The organism is Nonomuraea sp. SBT364, assembly GCF_001083785.1.
GTDB lineage: Bacteria > Actinomycetota > Actinomycetes > Streptosporangiales > Streptosporangiaceae > Nonomuraea.
On record NZ_LAVL01000143.1, the window covers coordinates 1 to 21,363 of the forward strand.

Genomic DNA, 21,363 nt, shown 5'->3' on the forward strand with positions numbered 1-21,363 from the left:
TTAAAAGCGCCGGCACCCCCCAAATCCCCCTCTCCCCTTTCCGGCGGCGGCTACAGTTGTGTAAAAGAACCGGCCCCCCCCCCCCGCCGCCACAGCCGCGCCCGCCGGCCGCGCCGGCTGGGCGGTGGGCACAGCGGGCCCCGGGGGCCCCGCGGGCCCCGGGGACACGGTGGGCGTCATCGTCAAGGCGTGCCCTCCCTGATCGTGATGACCGTCCACGCGCCCAGGTGGATGCGGTCGCCCAGGCCCACCGGCACGGGCACGTTGACGGCGACGGGCTTGCCGTTGACGTAGGTGCCGTTGGCGGAGCCGGGGTCGACGAGCGCCCACGAGCCGTCGGGCTGGGGGAGCAGCACCGCGTGCAGGTGCGACACGCCCGGGTCCTGCGGCGGGCCGGTCAGGTCGATCTCCGGCCGGAGGCCGCGCGCCTTGCTCTCCCGGCCGATGCGCACCTGGTCGCCGGCCATCTGGAAGGACCGCTCCGGGCAGTACGGCGGGAAGGCGATGGAACCGGCGTCCGGGCCGCCCTGGCCGATCACCTGCTCGTAGTAGGCCCGGTCGGCCGCGGCCACCGCCTCCCACCGCGCCCCGGCCCCCGCCCCGGTCACCGGCCCCCGGGCGGGGGCGGCACCGGCGAAGGAGTGGCCGCACCGCTCGCAGAACTGCCCGGCTCGCGGCATCTGACAGACCGGGCAGCTCTCGGCCCCGGCCCGCGCGGCGTCGGACGGGCTGCTCGGCTGGGGCGTGCTCTCGTGCGTGCCGCTCCGGCCGCCGGAGGGGGCGCCGGCGGCCGGGATCTGGATGCCGCAGGTGTCGCAGTAGTCGTCGCTGTCCGACTGGTGGCCCTGAGGGCAGGTCACCATCAGCTGCCCTCCTCACTCTTGCGCAGCCTGCTGGTGCGGACCGACACGGTGTCGAGCTCGATCTCGTCGGCCTTGTCCACGTTCCTGCGCAGCCTGGCCGTACCGTCCCCGGGGTCGACCTCGACGAGCCTGTTCAGCAGGCGGGCGGTGTCCTCGCGGCCGGACTCGGTGGCCAGCTTCATGGCCCTGCCCAGCCGGGCGGTGGCCCCGTCGACGTCGCCGGCGGCGCGGGCGCTGAGGCCGTCCTGGATGAGGTCGTTGAGCTCCGCCTGGCCGGTGTAGTGGGCGACGCGGTGGTTGATCCGCGTCGACAGGGCCAGGTCGTCGGTCCACTGGGCGAGCACGTTGCCCTTGGCGTACTCGTGCTGGGTGTCGGGGCGCACCAGCTTCACCCAGCCGGCCCGGATCTCCGTGCCGGCCTGACCGGGCGGCACCTCCACGCAGATGTGGTACTCGCGCTCCTCGGCGCCCCACGCCCCGATCGGGTAGTCGCCGGTCAGCGGGTTGACGTCGACCCGCTTGCCCGTCAGGTCGAACAGCTCGGGGATGACCTGTTTGACGAACAGGAGCCGGGCCCCCTGCGGCACCCACAGGCGCAGGGCCAGGTCGGGCACCGTCTTGCTCATCGAGGTCTGGATGATCCGGCGGAAGAAGTCCTCCAGCTCGTGCTGGTTCCTGACGAACTCGACGGTGCCGAGCAGCGCCTCGGCCACCTTGCGCAACTCGCCGGTCTTCCAGTCGGTGCCGATGCCCAGGCAGTCGCAGGTGAACTTGCCGCTCCAGGCCTTCAGCACGGACTCGAACACGGAGTCGCGCTCGTTGTTCTGCCCGTCGGTCATCAGGATGGCGTGCCGCACCGCGTTCGGGTGGGCCGACAGCAGGTGGCCGGCCAGCTTGAGCCATTCGCCGATCGCGGTGCCGCCGCTGGCGCTCAGCTTGCCGATCGCCCGGATGGCCTCCGCCCTGGTGGCCTGGTCGGCCTGGACGAGCCGGCCGCCGCCCGGGTAGACGACCTTGGCCGAGCCCGTCCCGGAGATCACCGCGAAGTACGCGCCTTCGCGCAGGGTCTCCACGGCGGTGGCGGCGGCCTGCCTGGCGTCACGGATCTTGCTGCCGCTCATCGAGCCCGAGGTGTCCACGATGATCACTTCCGCGGCCTCGGTGGCCGAGACGTCCGCCGGGGCGCCTCCGGAGGAGGTGACCGTGAGCACCGCGTGCACTTCCCTGCCGTCGGTCGGCAGGTACTTGTTCTGGTCGACATGGAGCGTGAAAGTGGGCTGGTCACCCATGCGTGCCTCCTAGGGGGATCAGGCAGATGGTCACGTTGTCGTGGCCGCCGGAGTCGAGCGCGTGGCGCAGCATCCGCCGGGCCATGCCGAGCGGGGTCCCGGCGGCCGGGAAGGCGTAACCGTTCAGGTAGCGCCACAGGCCGTCGCTGCACACCAGCAGCAGGCCGGGGCCGGGAGGGGTGAAGACGCGGGTCCTGGGCGTCACGTCGGGGTAGTCGGCGCCGAGCCAGGCGGTGATCTCGCCGCCGCGCGCGACGTCGTCCTCGGTCAGCAGGGTGCCGTCGGGCAGCCAGTAGGCCCGCGAGTCGCCGGCCCAGCAGATGCTCACCCGGTCCGGCCGGGCGACCGCCGCCACGTAGGTGCAGGCCGGGGCGTCGTCCGGGCCGGTCGCCAGCTTGCGGACGGCCTGGCCGGCCAGGGCGAACGCCTCCTCGTGCGTCAGGCCCCTGGCCAGGGCGTCCGCCGCCGCCTCGACGGCGGCGGACGACGCGTCGTCGGCTCTGGGCGAGCTCCCGACCCCGTCGCACACGACCGCGACCACGGCGGGCGCCCCGCCGCCATCACGCGCGTCCGCGTCCGCCGGTCGACGGGGGACGGTCGCCGCCGACTCCGGTACGGGGACCGTGCCCCGTGGAGCCAGGGGGACGAGGCTGAAGGCGTCCTCGTTGCGGGCGCGGCGCAGGCCGCGGTCGGTGATGCCGGCGGTGCCGTCCGGGAGTTCGAGCTCGGCGTGGTCGCGCCCGGTGGGCTGACGCAGGCCGCAGCGCTCGCAGTAGCCCTCGGCGTCCACGGCGGGCGCGCCGCAGGACGTACAGGCGGGGGAGGTCAGCGAGTGGCCGCACGTCTCGCAGAACGCGTCGCCGGCGACCACGGGGGCCTCGCAGAAGGGGCAGCTCATATCCACGTCCGGGGGCGTACGGCGTTGGCCAGGTCCACGAAGGCGTGCCGCTCCTGGCGGGAGGCGGCCGCGCCGGCGAGGTCGCGGTAGATGGTCTCCAGCCGCCGGCGGACACCCCGCTCGGTGAGCGAGGTGCCGGCCAGTTGCAGGGCGGGGTCCGGCGTGCCGGTGCCGAGCCAGGTCAGGGCGGCGCGCAGGACCTCGGCCGTGAGACGGTTGCGGCGGCGCGGATCCAGGTCGGGCAGGCGGTCCAGGCCGCCGACGGCCCCGGCCAGCGCCCTGGGCTCGTCCGGCCCCGACGCGGCGGTCCTGGCGGCGGCCGCGACCAGCGCGAGCTGGGCGGCCACGTGGTGGCTGGAGGTGGCGGGCACCTCGTCGAGCACGTCCATCCGCCAGGTCCTGGCCAGCCCGAACGCGGCGCTGACGTAGGAGCGGTCGGTCCGCCACACGCTCTCGTACCAGCGGGTCGCGTCGCGGCCGGAGCACTCCAGCGCGTAGGCCAGCCCCTGCCGGGGGGCGATCTCGCCGGGCAGCAGCGACACGCACGCGTCGAACATCCGCGCCGCCTGGGGCAGGTCGCCCGTGCTGAGCCCCGCCACCGCGCGGTACCAGGTGACGCGCCAGTCGCCGGGGAGATCCGCCGACAGATCGTCCAGCACCGTGAACGCCTCCGCCGAGCCGTTCTCGGCGTGCAGCCTGGCCAGCGTGAGCCGGGTCTCGGGGGTCGGCGCCATCGCCGCCACCTGGGCCAGCAGCTCGTCCGGCCGCCGCCCGGCCAGCCCGGCGAGCGCGCCCGCGGCCGGGTCCGCCGGGTCCACCAGCGGCACGGGCAGCGCGGCCGCGATCTCCTTCGGGTCGAGCGCGTCGAACACCCGGTGGTCGACGTCGGCCGGCCCGGCTCCCACCGCCTGCCGTTCGGGCCCGAACAGCGTGGACGCGGCCGGGTACGGAACGCCGTCGGCGGCGGCGCTGATCTCCCGCAGCACGCCGACGAGCTGCTCCTCCATCTCCTCGGCGCTCTGGAACCTGTCCGCCGGGTCCGGCGCGGTGGCCCGGCGCAGCAGCCGGCCGAACGACTCGTGGCCGCAGTCGTCGGGCAGCGGGGCGGCCACGCCGTTCTTGGTCGGGCTGAACCCGGGCACGGCCAGCACCGCCAGCGTCCTGCCCACGGTGTAGAGGTCGGAGGCGACCGACGACGGCCGGGTGTCCAGCTCCGGCGCGTGGTAGCCGACCGTCACCCACGAGGTGCCCGCCGCGGACCCCAGCTGCTGTACGGCGCCGAGGTCGATGAGCTTGAGCCGCCTGCCGAAGCGGATGACGTTGGCCGGCTTGAGGTCGCAGTAGACCAGGCCCTGCTCGTGCAGGTAGGCGAACGCGCGCAGGATCTCGCGGCCGTAGATCAGCGCCTCGCGCAGCGGCAGCGGCCCCTGGCGGCGCAGCTCCAGCAGCGACGGGCCGCCGATGTACTCCATGATGATGTAGTCGAGGCCGCCGGAGCGCTGGAAGTTGAAGACGTTGACGATGTTCGGATGGTCGACCAGCGTGAGAAACTTCTTCTCGGCCCTGGCCGACTCCAGCGCCTCCGGGTCGGCGGTGTTGAGCAGGCCCTTGAGCACCACCCAGAGGCCGTCCAGGTTCTCGTCGGCGGCCAGATAGATCCAGCCGAGCCCGCCGTGCGCCAGGCAGCCCAGCACCCGATACTGCCCCGCCACCAGGTCGCCCCTGGCCAGCTTGGGGGTGAAGGAGAACCGGGTGCCGCAGTGCGGGCAGAAGCCGTCGGCCACCCCCGGCCGTCCGTCGCGCGAGCGCCCGACGGGCTTGCCGCAGTCCGGGTTGGCGCAGTGCCGGTTCTTCTCGGGCACCATCGGGTCGCTCAGCACGGCGTCCGCCGGGTCGCGGTAGGGCGCCGAGGGCAGGTCGGCGAGCCCCGCCACCACGCCCGACCGTGACCGCCCGCTGCTCGCCGGGCCGGTCACGGCGGCGCTCACCTGGCCGCTTCCCGGGCCGCTCACCGGCCCGGTGACGGGGGCCGACGGCGGTCCGCCGGTCAGCGGCTGCGACAGGGCGGCCGGGGCCGCGGAGCCCGTGGCGGGCGACGCCGGGAACACGACGGGCCCGGCGGCCGTCGCCGCCGCCGCGTGACCGCACAGGTCGCAGTACCCGTCGTCGATCGTGCCCGTGCACCCGGGCTGAGCGCAGGACGTCATCGGCTACCTCCGTGAATCGCACGCTTGTACAGCTCGACGGCCCGGGCCGCCTTGATCAGGTCACAGGGCGCCGTCCACAGCAGCAGCCGCGCCCGCTCGTACAGCCGCAGGGCCTCGGGATCCTCCACCGTGCCCTGGCGTGCCGCCTTCGCCTGGCTGGCGCCGAGCAGCCCGCGCAGCTCGTCGCGCCTGCCGATCAGCCCGGCCAGCCCCGCCGCCGTGGCCCTGGCCTGCTCGGCGGCCTCCCGGGCGCGCTGTTCGAGCCCGGTCAGCCGCTCGGCCCGCTCCACCCAGGTGCCGGCCGAGACGTCCAGCGCGGCGAGTTCGGCGGTCAGCTCCGGCACCCGGCTGCGCGGCTGCGCCTCCGGCGGCAGCGCGATCTTCACCACGACGCGGCCGTGGGTCAGCCGCGCCTCGCTCTCCGCCGCGCGGACGAGGTCCAGGGCGGCCACGAGGTTCTCGCGGCGGGTCGCGTAGCCGTCCTTGACGGCCACCGCCCGCTCCAGGCCGGCGCGGGTGCCCGCCAGGCCGCGGACGATCGGGTCCAGCTCCAGCTTGACCGGCCCGGGGTCCAGCGGGTCCTCCAGTACGGCGGCGCGCAGCCGTCTGAGGTCGGCCTCGGCGCCGGCCAGGTCGGCCGGTTCGCCGAGGCGGTCGTACAGGTCACGCACGTCGCGCAGCGTGCGGTCGGCCTCGTCGAGGCGGGGCAGCAGCGCGGTCCAGGCGGCGTCGATCTCGGTGAGCACGTCGGTGGCCGTCCGGAAGGCGGCGTCCATCCGCATCACGGTCTCGTCCAGCGTGAGCCGCTCGTCGGCCTGGGGTAACAGCGAGCGCTGCTCGACGGGCCTGGCCGGCGCCTTCAGCACCACCGAGGGTCCCGACAGCAGCTCGGTCAGCCGTTCGAGCTGCTCGCCGCCCAGCCGGGCGCGCTCGGCCCTGACCTGCTCGGCGGCACGCAGCACGGCCCGGTAGGCGTCGTTCAGCGACCACAGCGTGCTCAGCGCGTCCAGCGCCGCGCCCCAGCGCCGCAGCGTGTCCCCGCGTAAGGAGGCTCCCTTGAGCAACTGGTGGGTGGTGTGCGATTCCAGGTCGAGCAGGTCACCCGAGATGCGGTCGCGTTCGGCGGCCCGGGTTCGCAGCGCGTGTTCGGCGCCTTCCCTGCTCATCGGTGGTCCCAGGCTCATCACGCTCCCCGTGCAACGGGCCCCCGCCGTTTACCGGCACAACGGGGGGCCTGACCGGTTGGTTCCAGAAGTAAGGGTGGTCCCTGACTTGTCCCTGATTACACCCCCAAGCGCCTGCAATTCGCTTGAATGATCTCGTACCGTCATGGACATGGGACGAATTCTGCTCATCATCTTGGCGGTCGTGGCCGCCCTCTTCCTCGTCGGCCCCCTGCTCGGTTTCGCATTGGGGCTGCTCAAGTGGGGTCTCATCATCGGCGGTGTGGCCGTCGCCGTGGTGCTCGCCTCGAAGTGGTTCGGCCGGGCGTAGCTTCATCGGGCCTTCCGGCGCATAGTGGGTTGATGGAGGCGCGGCCAGCGGTCGACGACGCCGCGCTCGGGCGCGAGGCACTGTCCGTGCTCGAGGCGAACTGGACGGGAAGCGCCACCGTGCCCGCGCCCGGCCTCTACCCGCACCAATGGAGCTGGGACTCCGCGTTCGTGGTGATCGGCCTGGCCCGCCATCACCCCGACCGGGCCCGGGCCGAGCTGCTCAGCCTGTTACGGGGCCAGTGGTCGACCGGGATGCTCCCGCACATCGTCTTCCACACGCCCGAGGCGTACTTCCCCGGCCCGGCGGTCTGGCGCTCGCACGACCACGAGGCGGCGCCCCGCGTGCTCACCTCGGGCCTCACCGCGCCGCCGCTGCACGGGCTGGCCCTGTGGTGGCTCTACCGGCACACCGGCGACGCGGAGTTCGTCGCACGGGCCTTCCCGGCGCTGGCCGCCCAGCACGCCTACCTGGCCGAGGCGCGCGACCTGGGCGGCGCGGGACTGGCCGCGATCGTGCACCCGTGGGAATCGGGCATGGACGACAGCCCCGCCTGGGACGAGGCGCTGGCCGCGCTCCCCGAGATCCGCTACGGCTACCGCAACGTCGACCTGGACGAGCGGCATCCCGAGAGCGACCACGACCGCTATGTGTGGCTCGCCCTGCGCTACCGCAACAGCGGCTACCGGCCCGGATACCTGCGCGACGAGCACCCGTTCGCCATCGAGGACCCGATGTTCAACGGCATCTGGCTGGCCTCCTGCCAGGCCATGGCCGAACTGGCGCCGGTGGCGGGCGCCGACCCCGCGCCGCACGCCGACCGGGCCGAGCGCATCAGGCACGCGCTGCTGGAACGCCTGTGGGACGGCTGCTTCTACGCCCGAGACCTGCGGGCCGACCGGCTGATCCGGGTGTGCACCGTGGGCGCGTTCGGGCCGCTGCTCGACCCGGGGCTGCCCAGCGACCACGTCAGCGCGGCCGTCGCGGTGCTCGAATCGGCCCGGTTCATGGGCGCCACCGGCTATCCGGTGCCGAGCTGCGAGATCCGCGCCGCCCAGTTCGACCGCACCCGCTACTGGCGCGGGCCGTCCTGGGTGAACACCAACTGGCTGCTGCGCCGCGCCGCCGGCGTGCACGCGCTCGACGCCCTGGGCCGCCAGCTCACCAACGGCACGCTGCGGCTGGTACGGCAGGCGGGCTTCCGCGAGTGCTTCGACCCGTTCGACGGCAGCGGGCGCGGCTGCCGTGACTTCTCCTGGAGCGCGGCGCTCACCCTCGACCTGCTCGCCGATACCTTGGAGACATGAAAGCCTTCCGCCGCCTGCCCGCCGACGTCCGCCGTTCCCTGGCCACCGAGCAGGGCGAACGGGTGCTCACGTTCACGCCGTCCGGCGACGGCTTCCTGGTGGCCACCACGCTGGCGCTGCACCTGCCCGGCGGGGACCGGATCCCGTACGAGAGCGTGGACCGGGCGTCGTGGGACGAGGGGGGCCTGAGCCTGGTCACCACCGGCGGCGAGCGCCACCGGGTGGCCGTCACCGAGCCCGGGCTGCTGCCCGAGACCCTGCGCGAACGCGTCAACGCCACCATCGTGGTCAACAAGCACGTGGACCTGCCCGGCCGCGGCGGCGTCCGGCTCGTGGCCAGGCGCAGGCCGGGCGGGGAGGTGACGGGCTGGACGTTCGTGTTCGACGAGGGCCTGGACCCCGCGGACCCGGGCCTGCGCGCGCAGGCCGAGCAGGCGCTCGAAGGAGTGCGGCGCAGCATGGGCGTGTGACCCGGTCGAGCGGTCACACGCCCACGCCGCCGATCAGTAGGGGATGCCGGTCTGACCCGCGCCGGTCTTGGTCTGGTCGACGGTCTCGTCCGGCCAGCCCGTGCCGCGGTCGCCGTCGTGGCCATGCCTGTGCATGAACGGCATCTGGCGGTTGCTCATCTTCTCCCGAGCCATCCCGCCGACCTTCGTCATCTGCGCGTTCAGCACCCCGGCGGCCTCTTGCACCCTGGGGCTGTCGGCCACGCGCTGGGCCGTGCGCTTGATCTGCTCGTAACGCTCGCGGCCCGCCCGGCTGCCCAGCACATAGCCGAGCGCCAGACCCGCAACGAATGACATTCGATATCGCATGATTGCACCTCCGCTCCCACCGCCCTACCCCGATGACGATGCGACACGCACTCCCGGAGTGCGCTAATCTATTCCTGCGCACGACGGAGGGGCCAAGCCCCGGCCGACCGGCGCCAAGCACGATCCCGCGTAGCTCAACGGCAGAGCAGCCGGCTGTTAACCGGCAGGTTATAGGTTCGAGTCCTATCGCGGGAGCCATCTCAAGGCCCTCTTCCCTTGCCGGGAAGGGGGCCTTGGTCGTTCCGGGGGAGAGGCAGGCCCGGGGATGACGACGAGTAGCCGTCAGGTCACGCACTTGCGTGCTTTGCCGGACACGGGAGGGATCGGCGGGTAAGGATGGGGACTGCCGCACCGGGGCCCGCCCCGGCGCGGCTGCCGCGGACAAGCCGGGACGGTGGCGTGGAAAGGACGCCGCCGGCAGGAGACGCCGCCGACCCGGAATCGGCGGGGCGCTCCGTGAACGGAAATGTGCTGGATACTGCGTGCGTACCTGGATCAAGTCCCTGCGCCCCTTCGAGACCCACACCGACGTCCGTGAAGCCGAACGGTTCATCAGGCTCTTCCACGCGGAGAACCCGGGCGGCGGCGTGAACGCCCGGTTGCGCGATGTCGCCCGCGAGATCGCCCGCCGGGGCACCTACACCCACACCGGCGAGGAGCTGGAGTTCGGCGCGAGGGTGGCCTGGCGCAACAGCAACCGCTGCATCGGCCGCCTCTACTGGAAGTCGCTGAAGGTGCGCGACCGGCGTGACGTCACCGGCGCCGAGGGTGTGGCCGTCGAGTGTGTGGCGCACCTGCGTGAGGCCACCGGCGACGGGCGGATCAGGCCGGTGATCACGGTGTTCCCGCCCGACGCGCCCGGCCGTCCCGCGCCCCGGGTGCTGAACGAGCAGCTCATCCGCTACGCCGGATACCGGCGCGCGGACGGCTCGGTCGCCGGCGACCCGCGCTACGTCGCCTTCACCGCGCTGGCACGCGAGCTGGGCTGGCGGGGCGGCGGCGGCCGGTTCGACGTGCTGCCGCTGATCGTCGATCCGGGCACGGGCGGCGGGCCGCTGCTGGGCAACCTGCCGGGTGACGCGGTGCTGGAGGTGCCGATCGCGCACCCGGAGTTCGCCTGGTTCGCCGAGCTGGGGCTGCGCTGGCACGCCGTGCCCGCGATCTCCAACCTGTGCCTGGAGATCGGTGGCGTCTGCTATCCGTGCGCGCCGTTCAACGGCTGGTACATGGGCGCGGAGATCGGCGCGCGCAACCTGGCCGACGCCGACCGTTACGATCAGCTTCCGGTGGTGGCCGCGCGGCTCGGCCTGGACACCTCCACCGAACGCTCGCTCTGGCGCGACCACGCGCTGGTGGAGCTGAACGTGGCGGTGCTGCACTCGTTCGCGGCGGCGGGGGTGACGATGACCGACCACCACACGGAGTCGAGCCGCTTCCTGACCCATCTGGCGCGTGAGGAGAAGGCCGGGCGCACCTGCCCGGCGGACTGGTCGTGGATCGTCCCGCCCATCTCGGGCGGCGTCACCCCGGTCTTCCACCGCTACTACGACAACCCGACGCTCACGCCGAACTTCGTGCCGCGCCACTGAGCCGCCTTGCACCCCCGGCCTAGAACATGCTTCTGTTAACCATGGCCGAACTCGTGCTCTCCGCCCTCGACCGGGGCGTGCTGACCCTCACCTTCAACCGTCCCGACCGGCTCAACGCCTGGACCGGCGCCATGGGCCGCCGCTACTTCGACCTGCTGGCCAAGGCGGAGAAGGACCCGGACGTGCGGGCGATCGTGGTGACCGGGGCGGGCCGGGGGTTCTGCTCGGGCGCCGACTTCCAGACGCTGACGTCCATCCAGACCGGCGACTACGACGAGGAGCCGGACCCCAGGCCCAACACCTACCCGACGACCATCGCCAAGCCCGTCGTCGCGGCCGTCAACGGCGCCTGCGCCGGGCTCGGCCTGGTGCACGCCCTGGTCTGCGACCTGGTCTTCACCGCCGAGGAGGCCAAGTGGACCACCGCCTTCTCGCGGCGCGGCCTCATCGCCGAGTACGGCCTGTCGTGGGTGCTGCCCCGCGTCATGGGCCAGCAGCGGGCGATGGACGTGCTCCTGTCCGGCCGGACCTTCACCGGGCGGGAGGCGTACGAACTGGGCCTGGCCAACCGTGCGCTGCCCGCCGGCGAGCTGCTGGAACGGACGCAGGAGTACGCCAGGGACCTGGCCGCGAACGCCTCACCCGCCTCGATGGCGGTGATCAAGCGGCAGGTGTGGGGAGACTGGACGGCGACGCTGGAGGAGGCCGCGCGGGCGGCCACCCGGGAGATGGCCGCCTCGTTCGGGCGGCCGGACTTCACCGAGGGCGTGGCGAGCTTCCTGGAGCGCCGCTCGCCGAACTTCCCGCCGCTGTAGCCCCGTCAGGAGACGCGGTGGGCGCCCCTGGCCGGGGTGGCCGGGAGGAAGCGGGGAGCCGCCCAGGAACGCTCGGCGTAGGCGGCCGAGACCGACTCCTTGACGCTGTCGAGGCGGTCGTCGGCGACCAGTGCGATCGCCGAGCCGCCGAAGCCGCCGCCGGTCATCCGGGCGCCCCTGGCGCCGCCCCGGACCGCCGCCTCGACCGCCACGTCCAGCTCCGGCGAGGACACCTCGTACTGGTCGCGCAGCGACAGGTGTGAGGCGTTGAGCAGCGCGCCGATCTCGGCGGGCTTGCCCGCGCGCAGCATGCCGACCAGGGCTTCCACCCGGTGGTTCTCCGTCACCACGTGCATGACGCGCTTGCGCTCGTCGCCCTGCAGCCGCTCCAGCGCCCCCGCCAGGTCCTCGACGTCGCGCAGCGCCGCGACGCCCAGCTTGCGGGCCGCCGACTCGCACTCGGCGCGCCGCTTGGCGTACTCGCCGCCCGCGTGCTCGTGGTGCACCCGGGTGTCGATGATCAGCGTGCTCAGCCCCTCGGCGGCGAGGTCGAGGGGGATGCCCCGGGAGCCGAGCGAGCGGCAGTCGAGGAACAGCGCCTGACCCTCCTGGCACAGGGCGGAGGCGGCCTGGTCCATGATGCCGCAGGGCATGCCCACGAAGTCGTTCTCGGCGCGCTGGGAGAGCAGGGCGATCTCCATGGGCGTCAGGCCCAGGTCGTGCAGGTCGTTGAGCGCCGAGGCGACCGACACCTCCAGCGCCGCGCTGGAGCTCAGGCCCGCGCCCTGCGGGACGTCGCCGTCGACCGCGATGTCGGCGCCGCGCACCCGATCGCCCAGCATCGCCAGGACGCCGACGACGTAGCGGGTCCAGCCGCGTGACTCCTCGTGGGTGGCGATCGTGACGGGATCGGCGGAGCCGGACTGGAGGGAGAGCAGGCGGATCGTCCGGTCCTCGCGCGGCGTGACGGCGGCGGTGACCCCCCACGGCACGGCGAACGGCAGCACGAAGCCGTCGTTGTAGTCGGTGTGCTCGCCGATCAGGTTGACCCGGCCGGGCGCGTGCCAGACCGTCTCGGGGTCCGAGCCGAACGCGGCACGGAAAGCTTCAACAACCCGCATAATCCAACACTCCTCAACATTGGCCCGACCGTAGACTAGCGCCACGTGGCACCGCGGGCGAAGGAGAGGCATGGAGGAGTTGCCGGCACCCGGCACCGTGCGGATCTTCCTCAAGCGTGACGACAACAAGGCGCGCAAGCTGCGCCACAACCTCGGGCACCCGCGCGTGCTCACCTTCGGCGGCGCCCACTCCGGCCACATCCGGGCGGTCGCGGCGGCCGGGCGGCGGCACGGGTTCGAGACGATCGGCGTGATCCGCGGCGAGCGGCACCAGCCGCTCAACCCGTCGCTCGCCTACGCCGAGTCCTGCGGGATGCGCCTGGACTACCTCGACCGGGGCGCATACCGGCGCAAGCACACGCCCGAGATCGAGGCGACGCTGCGGGAGCGGTGGGGCGAGGTGACGATCCTGCCCGAGGGCGGCAGCAACGCGGCCGCCGTGCGCGGCTGCGCCGAACTGCCCGCGGAGATCACCGGCGCGTACGACGTGATCTGCTGCCCCGTGGGCACCGGAGGCACCCTGGCGGGCATCGCGGCGGGGCTGCCCGAAGGGCGGCGGGCACTCGGGTTCGCGGTGCTGAAGGGAGCCGGGTTCCTGGCCGATGAGGTGGCCCGGCTGCAGCGGGAGGCGTACGGGCACGTCCGGCCGAACTGGTCGGTCAACCTCGACTACCACTTCGGCGGCTACGCCCGCACGACCCCCGCCCTCGCCGCGTTCGCCGCGAGACACCAGGTCGAGGGGGTGTATGTCGCCAAGATGCTGTACGGCCTGCTCGACCTCGTACGGCGCGGCCACTTCGCGGCGGGCACCCGGATCGTCGCCGTCGTCACCGGGGAGCCCTGGCCGCCTCAGCCCTCCACGCCCGTCGCCGTGTGCGCAGCCCCGACCGGCTTGGACTCGGGCGACCCGCGCTGACGCAGGTAGATGGAGAGCACCACCATCGACAGCACCGCCAGCAGCTCCGACTGCCAGTTCTGCAGGCTGCGGTTCCAGAAGTCGGGCGAGGTCACGTACGACGACCACGAGACGGGGTCGCGCAGGTCGCCGAGCCGTTCGGCGTTGTAGGACGCCACGCCCGCCACCGACTGCGCCAGCCACGACAGCACGAAGATCGCCCCCATCGTGAGCCCCAGCGAATTGCTGTACAGCCACAGCCGCAGCCCCTTCACCCGTGCCCAGGCCGGCGAGTCGGCCTCGGCGTAGCGGCCGATCTGCTGCTTCTCGTCCGACTCGGCGCCCTCCTCGCCGGGCTCCTTCGACTCCGGCGACCCGCGCTGCACCATCCAGATGGTGAACAGGATGAACAGCAGGAACTGCAGATACTCCGACTGCCAGTTCTCCGCCACGTTCACGGCGAAGTTCGAGGAGGTGATGTAGTCCAGGTAGCCCACCGGCTGGCCGCCTCCGACGAGCTGCTGCTCGTTGTAGTCGAGCATCCCCGCGAGCGCCTGCCCGGCCAGGCACACCAGAAACAGCGCCATGAACGCGATCGACAGCGCGTTGTCCCTGATCCTGCTCATAGGTGCGACAGTCCCATCCCGAAGAAGAAGGCCAGCCCCGACACGATGATGATCAGAGTCAGCGTGAACATCACCCGCATCAGTTCTCCACCTCGCAGTCGTAGGGGAGGTCGGGCACCGGCTCGCAGGCGGCCGCCTTGCCCCGCCACCCGTCGGTGTAACGCTGCAGGAAGAGCGTGTCGCCCGCGAGCCGCACCAGCGCGGTGTCGCCCCAGACGTTGACCTCGGTGATCCCGCCGGGGTCGCCCAGGTTCAGCTCACGCAGCGCCTCGGCGCAGGTCTGCCCGGAGTCGGGCAGCTTCTCGGCGGTCTTCCTGGCCAGCAGCGCGCAGGCGGCCTCACTCTGCCGGGCGGCGATCGCGGCACTGAACCGCTCGGCCGCCCGGGCCGGCCCCGCCGTGTCGATGGCGCAGCCGGTGGCCAGGGCCAGGGCCAGCACCCCGAGTATGAGCCTCATGCGGCACTGCTACCCCCCAGATGATCGGGCATGCTTGGGCGATGCAGAGGACCGACACCCCCACCACGTGGGACGAGCGCGCCACCTTGACCACCTTCCACCGCTACGCGCGCGACACCGTGCGGCACAAGTGCGAGGGGCTCACCGACGAGGACGCCAGGAAGGCGCCGCTGGCCACCTCGCCCCTCATGACCGTCGCCGGCCTGGTCAACCACCTGCGCTGGAACGAACACTGGTGGTTCGAGGTGATGTTCCTGGGCGGCGAGGACCGGGGGCCGTGGACCGACGACGACCCGGACGCCGAGTTCACCGTCGCGCTGCAGGCGCCGCTGGAGCAGCTCCTGGCCGAGTACGAGGCGCAGTGCGCGCTGGTCGACGAGCTCGTCGCCGGCGTCGATCTGGACACCAGGTCCGTGGGCACCGACAGCCGGGGCGACCACCTCACGCTGCGCTGGGTGATCGGCCACATGACGGAGGAGACCGCCCGCCACAACGGCCACCTGGACATCCTGCGCGAGCTCGTCGACGGCGCGAAGGGCGCCTAGCCGGAATCCGGCGGTCGGACCCGGCCGGAGCACGCGTTTCACCGTGCGAAAAGCCGGCGATTTCCGGCCGCCGCCGCGACATACCTCCGACATACCGTCACCGTTTATTGTCGAGCCCGCAGGCAGGCGTCACGGGACGAGCGGAGGCGGAAACTCAGGAAATCGTGAACGCCGCCTCATAGGTGATGACGGAAAAACACATATGAAGTGAACGCCTGGGTGAGGACATCGCCGGGGCGGCTTCATTCCGGCATGTCCTGGAGGAAACTCATGTCCCCATTCACTTTCTTACGGGTCGGCATCACCGCGGCACTCATCGCGGCCGCCGGCGTGTTCGGCATGGCGGGTCCCGCGATGGCCGCCGCCCCCGATCTGCAACTGCCCTTCCCCTGCGGCCAGAAGTGGCAGCTCAACACCTGGGCGCACGCTCCCGCCCTCGACATGGTGAAGGAGCCCGACCAGCACGGCACCGACGGCGCCACCCTGGTCGCTCCCGCCGCCGGGACCGTGGACAAGGTGTTCTACCACGACAACGGCGGCAACGTGCTGCAGATCAATCACGGCGGCGGATACTTCACCACCTACATCCACCTGAAGTCCCGCGCCTCCGTCTCGCCCGGTGACCGGGTGCAGCGGGGCACGGTGATCGGCAAGGTCGGCGCGACGGGCAAGGAGTCCAACGGCCACCCGCACCTGCACTTCGAGCTCGCCTACGACGCCAACGGCGACGGGGACGCCTCCTGGGGGTACAGCGGCTCCGAACGGATCAGGCCCGTCTTCAACGGCGTCACCTACGGCCAGAGCAACGGCCGGGAGTGGAACAACGTCGAAAGCCGCAACTGCTCCGCGCCTTCCCCCGAAGGCCGCGTCTCGGTGTACGGGGTGCTGGCGGGCGGGCAGTTGACGTATACGGCTCTGGATGGGGCGTCGGGGCGGCGGACGCATGGGGCTGTGGTGTCGGAGGCGACGCTGGGGTTCACGCCGAAGGCGATGGCGACGTTGAACTTCAACACGATTCTGGTGACGGAGGAGGGGCGCGAGGGGCGGTTGTATCGGGTCGATGTGCGGACGAACGACGAGGAGTTGATTTTCGAGCCGCCGGTGTTTCTCGGTACCGGGTATACGCATGATCTGCTGGCGTTCGATGGCAGTGGTCATCTGTTCGGGATCGCTGGTGGGGTGTTGCGGCGGTACACGATCGGTGCTGCCAAGCCGGTGATCGGTGACATCAGTGGCAATGTCGCTATTGATGAGGGGTTCGCGCTCAAGACGTTGACGGCGACGGGTCCGGATTGGATCGCGGGGACGGCGGCTGATGGGCGGTTGCTGTCTTATCGGATTCGTGGTGCGGGTTCGTGGCAGGGGTATGAGCTGCGGGGTTCGACGTGGCAGGTGTTCGATCATCTGTTGTCGCCGGGTGGTGGCGTGCTTTACGGTCATCGGCCGGAGGGGTCGCTGTTCCGGTATTTCGATCAGGATCCGTACGACGGCCGTGGTGATGACCTGACGGGTCAGGGCGCCGTGGACGAGACGGGCTGGACGCAGACGCTGCTGTCCGCCCAGCCCGGCACCGTGAGCAGCTCGTGAACAACCCCGCCGTCATCGGATCGCTCATCCGGCGCGCGGTGATCGCGGCCGCCGCCCTCGTCACGGCGTTGGGCCTGGCGGTGGCCCCCGCGGCCGCCGACCCGCAGCCGGAGCTGCGGCTGGAGCCCCCCGCGACCTCGGACGTCACCGCCGCCTACCAGCTCGCCCCGTGCGACCCCGGCGGCACCACCTCGACCGACGCGGCCCTGGCCACCCAGCTCAACGGCACCCTCAAGGCCAAGATGCGCGGCTACATGTCCGCCTACCGCGTGTCCTGCGCGCGCATGGTGGTCCAGGCCGCGCACGACCGCGGCCTGGGCCGGCGGGCGGCCGTGATCGCGGTGACCACGATCATCGTGGAGACCTCGGTCCAGAACATCAGCGAGGAGGTCGACCACGACAGCCTGGGGCTGTTCCAGCAGCGCGCCAGCTGGGGGAGCAGGTCCCAGCGTCTCAACCCGACGTGGGCCACGAACGCCTTCCTCAACAAGATGATCAGGGAGTACCCGAACAACAGCTGGAAGAACGCCCGGATCGGCGACGTGTGCCAGACCGTGCAGGTGTCGGCCTACCCGGACCGCTACCAGGAGCAGGCCGGTGACGCGCAGATCATGGTCGACGCCATCTGGCCGCACGTCAGCGGGCCTGAGGGCCGCGTCTCGGTGTACGGGGTGCTGGCGGGCGGGCAGTTGACGTATACGGCTCTGGATGGGGCGTCGGGGCGGCGGACGCATGGGGCTGTGGTGTCGGAGGCGACGCTGGGGTTCACGCCGAAGGCGATGGCGACGTTGAACTTCAACACGATTCTGGTGACGGAGGAGGGGCGCGAGGGGCGGTTGTATCGGGTCGATGTGCGGACGAACGACGAGGAGTTGATTTTCGAGCCGCCGGTGTTTCTCGGTACCGGGTATACGCATGATCTGCTGGCGTTCGATGGCAGTGGTCATCTGTTCGGGATCGCTGGTGGGGTGTTGCGGCGGTACACGATCGGTGCTGCCAAGCCGGTGATCGGTGACATCAGTGGCAATGTCGCTATTGATGAGGGGTTCGCGCTCAAGACGTTGACGGCGACGGGTCCGGATTGGATCGCGGGGACGGCGGCTGATGGGCGGTTGCTGTCTTATCGGATTCGTGGTGCGGGTTCGTGGCAGGGGTATGAGCTGCGGGGTTCGACGTGGCAGGTGTTCGATCATCTGTTGTCGCCGGGTGGTGGCGTGCTTTACGGTCATCGGCCGGAGGGGTCGCTGTTCCGGTATTTCGATCAGGATCCGTACGACGGCCGTGGTGATGACCTGACGGGTCAGGGCGCCGTGGACGAGACGGGCTGGACGCAGACGCTGCTGTCCGCCCAGCCCGGCACCGTGACCTGAACGAACGAGTGAACGAAGGGCCCCGGGCGTCGTCCGGGGCCCTTCGGCGTGGGCGGGGTCAACCGAGCTGGTCGAGCACCGGCCCCACCATGTCGTTCAGCGTCCGGGTCAGCACTGAAACCGCGCGCGCGGCGCTCTCCTCGACCCGGTCGTGCGGGCCCTCCGGCTCCGGCGGCAGCTCGTCCAGGGGCACCGGGACCTCGATGAGCAGGCTCGCCCGCAGGAACGGGTGGCGGGCCAGGTCCCGCTGGGTCGGCTCCACGTACTGCCCGAACGTCTCCTGCCAGCCCAGCCAGCCCCGGTCGCGCCACCAGGCGCGCGTCCGGGTGAGCTCGGCGGGCAGCGGCGAGACGACCCTGATCCGCGCGTTCAGCGTGCCGTCCCAGGTGTTGCGGACGCAGGCGGCGTCGAGCACGCGCCGGTCCCAGCGCACGTAACCGGGTGACAGCGACGGCGGCGTGGCCAGCCGCCAGGCCGCGCACGCGAACCGCACCGGCGCGATGTCACCCCACTCGAACGCCTCCAGGCTCTTGCGCACGTGCGCCGCGTAGCGGCCGTCACGCTCCCTGTCGAACTCCTGGTCGATCCAGAACGCTTTGACCATGTTCTCCAAGGTACGACGCGCGCAGTGTGCGGAATGCCCTGTGACGTGAGTGACACGTGTGTAGTTTTTTCACTTTAAGGGTGACTAAGGAGTGACAATATGACGTCAGAACGGCTCGCCCCGGCCATGGAGAGCTGGGAGGCCGGGGACCTCGACCGGGCGGTCGTGCTGTTCCGGGAGGTCGCGGCCGCCGGCGACCCCGAGGCGTCACACCTGCTGGCCCAGCTGTTGCAGGAGCGCGGCGACCTCGACGGGGCCGAGGCCGCGCACCGGTCGGTGATCCAGTCGGGCGACCCGGTGTTCGGCCAGCGTTCGGCCATCGCCATGGGGTTGATGCTGGTCAGCGCTCGCGAGTGGCCGGCGGCGCACCGGGTGCTGAGCATCGCCGCCGACGGCGCCGACTTCGAGGTGGCCGCGCTCGCCGACACGGCGCTCGTGCTCGTCCGCACCGAGCTGGGGGACCTGGCGGGCGCGGAGGAGGCGCTGGAGCGGGTGCGCCGCTGCGACAGCCCCGCCGCGGCGGAGCTCGCCGCCAGCCTGGAGCTGCCCGACTTCGCCCCGCCCGGCTCCGTCGCCCCGGCCGAGCTGTACGAGGCCGCCGAGGACGAAGAGGACTACCGGCGGCTCCTCACCTGCGGCGACCCGGAGGTGGTGTCGCTGTCGGCGTTCCGCCTCTACCAGCTGTACGCCGAGGAGGAGGACTTCGAGGCCGCCCGCGAGGCATGCGAGTACGCGATCGCCGCCGGTTCCGCCACCCACCTGGCGACGGCGTACAAGCTGCTCGGCGCGGTGCTCGTGGACCTCGGCGAGTACACCGAGTCCGTCGCCGCCTACACCCGGGCGGCCGAGGACCCCCGGCCCGAGATCCGGCTGCCCGCGCTCCTGGAACAGGCCAAGGTCATCGCCCACCTCGGCGACGAGGACGCCACCAGGGCGATCTTCCACCGGGTGATCGCCAGCGGCCAGCGCGAGTACGCCGTCGAGGCGCACGCCTGCCTGGCCCAGATGCACACCGAGGCGGGCGAGGTCGCCGAGGCGCTGGCCGAGCTGCGCCCGGTGCTGGCGGCCGGGGAGTCGCAGTGGTCGTCCGTCGGCGTGACGCTCCTGTCGATGCTGCTGGACGCCCACCCCGGGGCGTACGAGGACATCATGGAGCTGGTCCGCGCGGCGGCCGGGCACCCCGACCCCGACACCGCGTTCAAGGCCGGGCTGCTGCTCGACCTCGACGCCCGCCGGCAGCCGCTCGCCGACCCCGCCGAGGAGCAGGCGCTCCAGGACGCCGACGACGGCCTGGCCCGGCTGCAGGCCGGCGACCTGCCCGAGGCCAGGAGGCTGCTGCGCCGCGCCGCCGACTCCGGCGGGCCCGAGCAGTCGGTGCGCGCCATGGTCATGCTCGCCGAGCTGGAGCTCGGCGAGGGCGACCGCGAGCAGGCCGACGAGCTGCTGTCGTACGTGGCCGAGGGCGAGCACGTGATGCAGGGCTTCAGCGCCACGTTCCTGCTGCACCTGCTGCGCGAATCCGGCGACCGGCTGCACCCGGTGCTGGAGGCGGTCGTCGAGCACCAGCGGCTGGGGCGGGAGGAGGGCCTGCTCCGCTACCGCGCCGCGGCCCGGCACGCCGATCCGGCCGTCGCCGCGCTCGGCACCGCCGTCTTCGCCCAGGTGCTCGCCTCCATCGGGTACGACCTGTCGGAGGCGGCCGGGCTGTTCAGGGAGGCGGCGGACAGCGGTGACCCGTTCGCGCTCTCCTACACGGCGGCCGTCTTCAAGGAGATCCTCCTCACCCACGACCAGCCCGGCGAGGCCGTCGACCTGCTGCGCCGCGCCCGCGCCTGCGGTCATCCCGCGCTCGCGCCCTGGGTGGCGTACGCGCTGGGCGGGCTCGCCGGCGACGACCTCGCCGAGGCGCGGGCGGCTTTCACCGAGGCGATCGAGACCCGCCACGCGGGGCTGCGCCGGGAGGCGGTGGCCCGGCTGGCGCAGGTGCTGGAACAGCAGGGCGACCTGCTGGCGGCCTGCCGTCTCCACGAACGCTTCCTGAGCCCGCACAACGCCGCCCTCCTCGGCCTGACCAGGATCAGGCTCGACGATCTCGACGGCGCGCTGGCAGCCTTCGCCCTGCTCCCGGACCCGCCCGAGCCCACCCCCGGCGCAGCTGCGGGAGCGACGGCGGACGCCGGGGCGGATGCTGGGCGGGTGGAGCTGGGGCGGTTCGGGAGGCGGCTGCTGGAGCGCGACTTCGCCGCCGCCGAGCGGTCGCTCGCCGCGCTCCCCGCCGGGGGTGAGCTGTGGGTGGCGACCATGCTGGCCATGCAGGGCGCGCACGCCTGGCAGCGGGCCGGTGACCCGGAGGCGGCGGGTGCGGCCCTGTCGCTGGTGCTCTCCGCCGGGCAGGAGGACACCCGGCAGGAGGCCGCCCTGTACCTGGCCGCCCTGCGTGACGAAGCCGGTGACACGTTCGGCGCGATCGACGCCTGGGAGGTGGCCGCCGGTGGTGAGGACGAGGCCCTGACGGCCATGGCGGCGCGGGCCGCCGGTCACGCCTGGCTCAAGGCGGCCGCCAGGGAGGCGACGGCTTCCGGGGTGACGGCGGCACCGCCCGGCGTCGCCGACCGGCCGGACCCGTACGGCAGGGCGATCGACGCCTTCCGGCTGGCGCTGGCGGCGGAACCGGGCGATCAGAGGGCCGCGCTGGGGCTCGCGGAGGCGCTGGCCGGCTCCGGGAGGATCGGCGAGGCGGGCGAGGTCCTGCGGGACGCCTCGCCCGAGACCGCGCACCCGTACCTGGTGACCTTCCTCCGTGCCCACGGCCACCGGGACGCGGCCATCACCGTCGCGGCTGCCGGCCCCACCCCCGCAACCCCCGCACCCTCAGAAG

At 72.4% G+C, this 21,363-nt stretch carries 20 protein-coding genes and 1 tRNA gene; 11 read left to right on the forward strand and 10 right to left on the reverse strand.

Translation table 11 applies throughout. From position 1 onward, the window contains the following. Positions 1-182: 182 nt before the first annotated feature. Genes ADY59_RS37460 through ADY59_RS37480 form a run of 5 tightly spaced genes read right to left on the reverse strand, consistent with a single transcriptional unit; the run spans position 183 to position 6,423 of the window. Positions 183-863, reverse strand: coding sequence for an FHA domain-containing protein (locus tag ADY59_RS37460; RefSeq protein WP_049572906.1), 681 nt, complete (start codon positions 861-863; stop codon positions 183-185). After that, positions 863-2,152: a vWA domain-containing protein gene (locus tag ADY59_RS37465; protein WP_049572909.1), complete on the reverse strand. Its 1,290-nt coding sequence runs from the start codon at positions 2,150-2,152 to the stop codon at positions 863-865. The genes ADY59_RS37460 and ADY59_RS37465 overlap by 1 nt, the downstream gene beginning before the upstream one ends. Further along, positions 2,145-3,050, reverse strand: a complete 906-nt coding sequence (locus tag ADY59_RS37470) for a PP2C family serine/threonine-protein phosphatase (RefSeq protein WP_049572912.1) — start codon at positions 3,048-3,050, stop codon at positions 2,145-2,147. Before ADY59_RS37470 ends, ADY59_RS37465 begins: the two co-directional genes overlap by 8 nt. Further along, positions 3,047-5,257, reverse strand: a complete 2,211-nt coding sequence (locus ADY59_RS37475; protein WP_063780903.1) for a serine/threonine-protein kinase — start codon at positions 5,255-5,257, stop codon at positions 3,047-3,049. The genes ADY59_RS37470 and ADY59_RS37475 overlap by 4 nt, the downstream gene beginning before the upstream one ends. Beyond that, positions 5,254-6,423: a hypothetical protein gene (locus ADY59_RS37480; protein ID WP_049572915.1), complete on the reverse strand. Its 1,170-nt coding sequence runs from the start codon at positions 6,421-6,423 to the stop codon at positions 5,254-5,256. The genes ADY59_RS37475 and ADY59_RS37480 overlap by 4 nt, the downstream gene beginning before the upstream one ends. Before the next feature lie 169 nt (positions 6,424-6,592). Between ADY59_RS37480 and ADY59_RS51890 the strand changes: the two genes are divergently transcribed. From ADY59_RS51890 to ADY59_RS37490, 3 genes are read left to right on the forward strand one after another with little or no spacing between them, the layout of a single operon-like run. Beyond that, entirely contained in the window at positions 6,593-6,751 is a 159-nt protein-coding gene (locus ADY59_RS51890) for a hypothetical protein (protein ID WP_197094044.1), read from the forward strand. A 32-nt stretch (positions 6,752-6,783) separates the two neighbouring features. Beyond that, the gene (locus ADY59_RS37485) at positions 6,784-8,058 is read left to right on the forward strand and encodes an amylo-alpha-1,6-glucosidase (protein WP_049572917.1); all 1,275 of its coding nucleotides are present in this window, start codon (positions 6,784-6,786) and stop codon (positions 8,056-8,058) included. After that, complete coding sequence (locus ADY59_RS37490; protein ID WP_049572920.1) at positions 8,055-8,528, forward strand: hypothetical protein; 474 nt, start codon at positions 8,055-8,057, stop codon at positions 8,526-8,528. Before ADY59_RS37485 ends, ADY59_RS37490 begins: the two co-directional genes overlap by 4 nt. Before the next feature lie 33 nt (positions 8,529-8,561). Here ADY59_RS37490 and ADY59_RS37495 read toward each other — a convergent pair whose 3' ends face one another. Continuing rightward, positions 8,562-8,864, reverse strand: coding sequence for a YtxH domain-containing protein (locus ADY59_RS37495; protein ID WP_442937778.1), 303 nt, complete (start codon positions 8,862-8,864; stop codon positions 8,562-8,564). A gap of 135 nt (positions 8,865-8,999) precedes the next feature. Here ADY59_RS37495 and ADY59_RS37500 point away from each other — a divergent pair. The 3 genes from ADY59_RS37500 (at position 9,000) to ADY59_RS37510 (ending at position 11,280) form a co-directional block, all read left to right on the forward strand. Next, positions 9,000-9,074 (forward strand) — tRNA-Asn (locus tag ADY59_RS37500). Between the two features lie 284 nt (positions 9,075-9,358). Continuing rightward, the gene (locus ADY59_RS37505) at positions 9,359-10,465 is read left to right on the forward strand and encodes a nitric oxide synthase oxygenase (protein ID WP_049572924.1); all 1,107 of its coding nucleotides are present in this window, start codon (positions 9,359-9,361) and stop codon (positions 10,463-10,465) included. A gap of 41 nt (positions 10,466-10,506) precedes the next feature. Beyond that, on the forward strand, positions 10,507-11,280 hold the full coding sequence (locus tag ADY59_RS37510) for an enoyl-CoA hydratase-related protein (RefSeq protein ID WP_049572927.1): 774 nt from the start codon (positions 10,507-10,509) through the stop codon (positions 11,278-11,280). A gap of 5 nt (positions 11,281-11,285) precedes the next feature. Here the strand turns inward: ADY59_RS37510 and galK are convergent, their stop codons facing one another. Then, a complete protein-coding gene (gene galK, locus ADY59_RS37515) occupies positions 11,286-12,401 on the reverse strand; it encodes a galactokinase (protein ID WP_049572929.1) in 1,116 nt (371 codons plus the stop codon). Between the two features lie 70 nt (positions 12,402-12,471). Here galK and ADY59_RS37520 point away from each other — a divergent pair, with 70 nt between their 5' ends. Continuing rightward, on the forward strand, positions 12,472-13,317 hold the full coding sequence (locus ADY59_RS37520) for a 1-aminocyclopropane-1-carboxylate deaminase/D-cysteine desulfhydrase (protein ID WP_049572932.1): 846 nt from the start codon (positions 12,472-12,474) through the stop codon (positions 13,315-13,317). On the opposite strand, the gene ADY59_RS37525 is transcribed toward ADY59_RS37520, so the two are convergent. After that, positions 13,251-13,922, reverse strand: a complete 672-nt coding sequence (locus tag ADY59_RS37525) for a DUF6766 family protein (RefSeq protein ID WP_049572935.1) — start codon at positions 13,920-13,922, stop codon at positions 13,251-13,253. The genes ADY59_RS37520 and ADY59_RS37525 overlap by 67 nt on opposite strands. 79 nt (positions 13,923-14,001) lie before the next feature. Continuing rightward, the gene (locus ADY59_RS37530; RefSeq protein ID WP_063780905.1) at positions 14,002-14,379 is read right to left on the reverse strand and encodes a hypothetical protein; all 378 of its coding nucleotides are present in this window, start codon (positions 14,377-14,379) and stop codon (positions 14,002-14,004) included. Between the two features lie 41 nt (positions 14,380-14,420). On the opposite strand from ADY59_RS37530, the gene ADY59_RS37535 reads away from it, so the two are divergent. From ADY59_RS37535 to ADY59_RS37545, 3 genes are all read left to right on the forward strand, one after another. Next, complete coding sequence (locus tag ADY59_RS37535) at positions 14,421-14,924, forward strand: DinB family protein (protein ID WP_049572941.1); 504 nt, start codon at positions 14,421-14,423, stop codon at positions 14,922-14,924. Between the two features lie 270 nt (positions 14,925-15,194). Then, positions 15,195-16,511 (forward strand): M23 family metallopeptidase, encoded by a 1,317-nt coding sequence (locus ADY59_RS48105; RefSeq protein WP_197094045.1) that lies wholly within the window; start codon positions 15,195-15,197, stop codon positions 16,509-16,511. Continuing rightward, on the forward strand, positions 16,508-17,881 hold the full coding sequence (locus tag ADY59_RS37545) for a hypothetical protein (RefSeq protein WP_197094046.1): 1,374 nt from the start codon (positions 16,508-16,510) through the stop codon (positions 17,879-17,881). Before ADY59_RS48105 ends, ADY59_RS37545 begins: the two co-directional genes overlap by 4 nt. A 58-nt stretch (positions 17,882-17,939) precedes the next feature. On the opposite strand, the gene ADY59_RS37550 is transcribed toward ADY59_RS37545, so the two are convergent. Next, positions 17,940-18,485 (reverse strand): hypothetical protein, encoded by a 546-nt coding sequence (locus tag ADY59_RS37550; protein ID WP_049572945.1) that lies wholly within the window; start codon positions 18,483-18,485, stop codon positions 17,940-17,942. 99 nt (positions 18,486-18,584) lie between these two features. Between ADY59_RS37550 and ADY59_RS37555 the strand changes: the two genes are divergently transcribed. Then, a partial coding sequence (locus ADY59_RS37555) for a tetratricopeptide repeat protein (protein WP_156325968.1) occupies positions 18,585-21,363 on the forward strand: 2,779 nt, incomplete at its 3' end.

Bases quoted from the DNA above. Each gene is read 5' to 3' on its own strand.
- ADY59_RS37460 (WP_049572906.1), bottom strand. From the start codon at position 863: ATGGTGACCTGCCCTCAGGGCCACCAGTCGGACAGCGACGACTACTGC.
- ADY59_RS37465 (WP_049572909.1), bottom strand. From the start codon at position 2,152: ATGGGTGACCAGCCCACTTTCACGCTCCATGTCGACCAGAACAAGTAC.
- ADY59_RS37470 (WP_049572912.1), bottom strand. From the start codon at position 3,050: ATGAGCTGCCCCTTCTGCGAGGCCCCCGTGGTCGCCGGCGACGCGTTC.
- ADY59_RS37475 (WP_063780903.1), bottom strand. From the start codon at position 5,257: ATGACGTCCTGCGCTCAGCCCGGGTGCACGGGCACGATCGACGACGGG.
- ADY59_RS37480 (WP_049572915.1), bottom strand. From the start codon at position 6,423: ATGAGCAGGGAAGGCGCCGAACACGCGCTGCGAACCCGGGCCGCCGAA.
- ADY59_RS51890 (WP_197094044.1), top strand. From the start codon at position 6,593: ATGGGACGAATTCTGCTCATCATCTTGGCGGTCGTGGCCGCCCTCTTC.
- ADY59_RS37485 (WP_049572917.1), top strand. From the start codon at position 6,784: ATGGAGGCGCGGCCAGCGGTCGACGACGCCGCGCTCGGGCGCGAGGCA.
- ADY59_RS37490 (WP_049572920.1), top strand. From the start codon at position 8,055: ATGAAAGCCTTCCGCCGCCTGCCCGCCGACGTCCGCCGTTCCCTGGCC.
- ADY59_RS37495 (WP_442937778.1), bottom strand. From the start codon at position 8,864: ATGTCATTCGTTGCGGGTCTGGCGCTCGGCTATGTGCTGGGCAGCCGG.
- ADY59_RS37510 (WP_049572927.1), top strand. From the start codon at position 10,507: ATGGCCGAACTCGTGCTCTCCGCCCTCGACCGGGGCGTGCTGACCCTC.
- galK (WP_049572929.1), bottom strand. From the start codon at position 12,401: ATGCGGGTTGTTGAAGCTTTCCGTGCCGCGTTCGGCTCGGACCCCGAG.
- ADY59_RS37520 (WP_049572932.1), top strand. From the start codon at position 12,472: ATGGAGGAGTTGCCGGCACCCGGCACCGTGCGGATCTTCCTCAAGCGT.
- ADY59_RS37525 (WP_049572935.1), bottom strand. From the start codon at position 13,922: ATGAGCAGGATCAGGGACAACGCGCTGTCGATCGCGTTCATGGCGCTG.
- ADY59_RS37530 (WP_063780905.1), bottom strand. From the start codon at position 14,379: ATGAGGCTCATACTCGGGGTGCTGGCCCTGGCCCTGGCCACCGGCTGC.
- ADY59_RS37535 (WP_049572941.1), top strand. From the start codon at position 14,421: ATGCAGAGGACCGACACCCCCACCACGTGGGACGAGCGCGCCACCTTG.
- ADY59_RS48105 (WP_197094045.1), top strand. From the start codon at position 15,195: ATGTCCCCATTCACTTTCTTACGGGTCGGCATCACCGCGGCACTCATC.
- ADY59_RS37550 (WP_049572945.1), bottom strand. From the start codon at position 18,485: ATGGTCAAAGCGTTCTGGATCGACCAGGAGTTCGACAGGGAGCGTGAC.